This is a genomic window from Mailhella massiliensis (assembly GCF_020741395.1).
GTDB lineage: Bacteria > Desulfobacterota > Desulfovibrionia > Desulfovibrionales > Desulfovibrionaceae > Mailhella > Mailhella massiliensis_A.
The window spans coordinates 1-4050 of sequence record NZ_DYZA01000180.1 but is presented as its reverse complement, the minus strand read 5'-3'; the positions used below and the strand labels follow the sequence as shown (position 1 = coordinate 4050).

The following is a 4050-nucleotide window of genomic DNA, read 5'->3' as shown; positions in this document are numbered from 1 at the left end:
GAGAAAGAGCCGGTCCGAAAGGGCCGGCTCTTCGTTTCATGGAGATAGGTTTTTCGGTTTATTGATTCACGGTGACGGATGAGAAATCCAGATCGGGGAAGGCTTCCGAGAGCTGCGAGCTCTGGCGGACTGTTCACAGGAGGGGCTCATCCCCATAACAGTATTTCTTCGCGGAACTGAGAGTCCATGAGTTCCTCGATGAAGGGGCGGACGATGCAGCACAGGAAAAGCCTCCTGGCGGAGTGATGGCGGGAAGGTTCGTGACGGAGGCATGAGGGGGTTGTGTTCGTATGTCCCGCCTGTTGTCCGCTGTACGACAGGAATGGATTGAGTGTTCTTTGCGGAAATGATGACGGCCCTGCCCGACAGGGGGCCGTAGCTCTCGCTTTATGCCTTTTGCCGGCGGATGGGTATGAGCGCCGTAGCGTTCCCGGGAGAGACTGGTGCCCGGGAAGAAGCGTGGGGGGAGGAAACAGATATGGTAAGGCCGCTTTCAAATCTGTTGCCGTCGGGCAATGAGTTGATCGAGGCTTACTTCTGTGAAGGGAGAAGAGCAAAGCCTGTACGGCCGGGCCGGTGGCCTTGCAGGGGGTGAAAGCAAGGATAGTAGAGGCAAAGGAGAAAACCGTGGATAGAGAAAGGCCCGGGAAAAATGACGTTTGTTTTTCGCGGGGGGGGGAAGAGCCGCGCCTTCCCGCATATTTTCAGGGGACGTATCCGATACATGGCGCGAAGGGGGAGATACTTCCGGGATACTCAGGACAAGAGCGATATACCTGGGACGTCCGGAAAAGCGGGTTGTCCCGAAGCGAAAGCCGGGGCGTTGCGGGCATGGCCAGGGGCTACAGCGTGGGGCGCTGATAAAAAAGACCGGCCAGTTCCTGGGTTTTCACCGTATTGATGAAGGAATAGGGGTCTACCTCCCGTATGGCGTTCACGACCTTCTTGCTTTCGTCGCTGGAAACTACGGAGTAGACGAGACTGCGTTCGTTCAGGTGGAAAGAACCTTCCCCTTTGAGGATGGTCGCCCCGTGCTTGGAGGTGGCATAGATGACGTCGCACACTTCCCTGGGATTGTCGGTAACGATGAACAGTGTTTTTTTCTGGTAGCGTGTGTAGAGTATGTGCAGAACCTGCGTGGTGGTGTACTGGAAGAAGATGGAGTAGAGCGCCTTGTCCCAGCCGAAGGTGAACCCCGCCACAAGCAGCAGGATCACATTGAAATAGAGAATGATGTTCCAGGAATCGATACCCTTTTTACGGGAAAGGTAAATGGCGATGAAGTCCGTGCCGCCGCTTGTGGTGTCCATACGCAGGCACAGGCTTATGGAGAAGCCGTTGATGATGCCGCCGAAAATACTGATAAGCAGGATATCGTAGGTGATGATATAGGAGGGAATGAGGTCAGTAAGAATACCGGTGAGCACGATCATGAGGCAGGAATAGAGCGTGAACCTTTTGCCGATGTAGCGGAACCCGATGTAGATGGGGATCATGTTCAGCAAAAAGTTGACCACAGCGAAGGAAAGCCGGATATCCAGGAATTTTTCCGCAATGCGTTGGATGAGGATGGTAAGTCCCGTGGCCCCTCCGGGATAGAGTCCGCCGGTCTGTACGAATGTGTTGATGTTGAGAGCCATGAGGACGGAAGCGACGCACACGGCGAGAATGATCTTGAAGTCGTTTTTCCAGCTGAACGGCATGGGCGTCCTCTCGGGAAAAGGTGATGGGTTCCGCCCCTTCTTTACGGTTTCCTGAAAAAATAGCAAGAGGCCCCCAAGGGAGCCTCCTGACGTATTTCGATGAAGAAGACGGTGTGTTTCCGGAGCGAGGCTGTTTACGACCTGTGTTCCGGAGCGGTACTGGGGGGCAGCGGCGCAACGGTTTGTTTTTTTGTATTGATTTTCGGGGATCAGTCCTGTCGTATTTCCCACTTCAGAAGAAGTGCGGAATGGAGGATGACGGCCACGGAACCGGCATTGTGAACCAGAGCACCCGTCACCGGACTGAGCAGGCCCAGAGCCGCCAGGATGATTGCCGCGAAGTTCAACAGCATGGAAAAGGTGAGGTTGAAGCGTATGGCTGCCATCATGCGCTTGGAAAGGCGGAAGGCATGCGGTACTTCGCCTATACCGTCGCGCACGAGTACAAGATCGGCTGCGTCTACGGCAATGTCGCTGCCCATGCCGCCCATGGCCATGCCCACATGGGCTTTTTTGAGCGCCGGAGCGTCGTTGATGCCATCGCCTATCATACATACCTTGTCATGTCGCGCGTCCATGAAGCGCAACTTGTCTTCCGGCAGACACTCGGCATGGAAATCGCGTATGCCTAGCTTTTCCGCAATATGTCGGGCCGCATTGTTATGGTCTCCCGTGAGCAGCACAGGGGTGATGCCGGAGTCCTTCAGAGCCTGTACGGTGGCCGCAGCATCCGGCCTCGGAAGATCGGAGAGGGCAAGAAAACCGGCAGCCTTCCCGTTCACGGCCAGCCAGATGATGGTGCAGCCCTCAGCCACGAAGGTCTCCGCCTGCTTGAGCTGGACCTCGTGCAGACGGCATCCCTCGCCCTCAAGGAAGGCGGCGCTTCCCGCGAGCACGCTGTTTTTTTCCATGAGGGCGCGCACTCCCTTGCCAGGCACCATCTGGAATTCATCCACGGCGGGGAGGGCAGAATCATTGAGTTCCCTGAAGTTCCGCACCACTGCTTTGCCCAGAGGGTGCTCCGAACGCTGTTCTGCACCCGCCGCGAGGCGATATAGTGCATGTTCGGACAGGGCGCTGTCGAACGTGCATACGGCTGCGACGTGAGGAGTGCCGCAGGTGAGCGTACCCGTCTTATCGAAGGCGCAGGTCGTGACATCTGCGAGGCGTTCCAGAGCATCCCCTTCTCTTACCAGAATACCGTGCCTTGTGAGGTTGCCTATAGCCGCCACAATGGCTGTAGGAGTGGCCAGCACCAGGGAACATGGGCAGAACACTACGAGAATGGTGACTGCGCGTATGATTTCCCCGGTAGCGAGCCATGTGGCAAGGGCAGCGGCAAAGGCTCCCGCCACTATCCATGTAGCCCATCGATCGGCAAGACGAACCACCTTGGCCTTGCCCGCGTCCGCAGACTGTACGAGCCGTATCATGCGCTGGAGGGAACTGTTCTCTCCGCTGTGCGTGGCTTTCATGTCGAAGGATCCGAAAAGGTTCACCGTGCCGCTGAAAACTTCATCCCCTTCCTTTTTGTCCACAGGCAGGGATTCGCCGGTGAGCAGGGCCTGATCCACGGAGCTTTCACCACGCAGTATGACGCCGTCGGCCGGAATGGTTTCCCCGGGGAGCACACGGAGCCGGTCGCCCGCCCGAACATCATCGGCCGGGGCCGTGACTTCTTCCCCGTTGCGTAGAAAGCGCGCCGTCTGAGGTGTGAGGTTCACCAGTTTTTCTATGCCTGCCCTGGCTCGGGCTGTAGTTGCTTCTTCCAGAAGTGCGCCGAGTTGCATGATGAAGGCCACTTCCCCGGCCGCGAAATCTTCACCGATGATGACGGAAGCAATGAGCGCCGTGGCCACGAGAACGTCGGCCTTGATATCGAATTCCGTGGCAAGGCCGATGACGGCGTCCTTGATGATGGGAACGCCGCACAGAAGAATGGCCACCCAGGCCGGATCCACGGCAAAGGCGGAAGGTGCGACCATGCTCAGAAGCAGCGCTATGCCGGAAACGGCAAGGCAGATGATATCCACTTTGAAATCACGCCAGAGAGACAGCATATCCTTCTTGTTCATGAACATCTCCTATACCCATGGGGGTATGGATAAAATACCTATAGGGGTATAGGTTTGTCAAGAACGGAAAACGGCTGCACAGACAGCCGAGAATCTTTCAGTTTATGTTGGCAAAGCGCTCCACGGCTTTGGTGAAGCTGGCGATGGTCTGTTCTGCATCGCCGTGTTCTATACCGTCGCGCACGCAGTGATTGATATGGCCTTCCAGCACCACCTGTCCCACCCGGTGCAGCGCGGATTTGGCCGCGTTAATCTGGGCGAGTACGTCCTCG

General features: G+C 56.7%; 3 protein-coding genes. All 3 read right to left on the bottom strand.

The window, feature by feature from the left end:
- Positions 1–842 precede the first annotated feature (842 nt).
- Positions 843–1703, bottom strand: coding sequence for a YitT family protein (locus K8W16_RS08925; RefSeq protein WP_304122798.1), 861 nt, complete (start codon positions 1701–1703; stop codon positions 843–845).
- A 209-nt stretch (positions 1704–1912) separates the two neighbouring features.
- Positions 1913–3778 (bottom strand): cation-translocating P-type ATPase, encoded by a 1866-nt coding sequence (locus K8W16_RS08920; RefSeq protein WP_304122797.1) that lies wholly within the window; start codon positions 3776–3778, stop codon positions 1913–1915.
- Positions 3779–3875: 97 nt separating this feature from the next.
- Positions 3876–4050: metal-sensing transcriptional repressor (locus tag K8W16_RS08915; RefSeq protein WP_304122799.1), on the bottom strand; the 175-nt coding region annotated here is incomplete at its 5' end.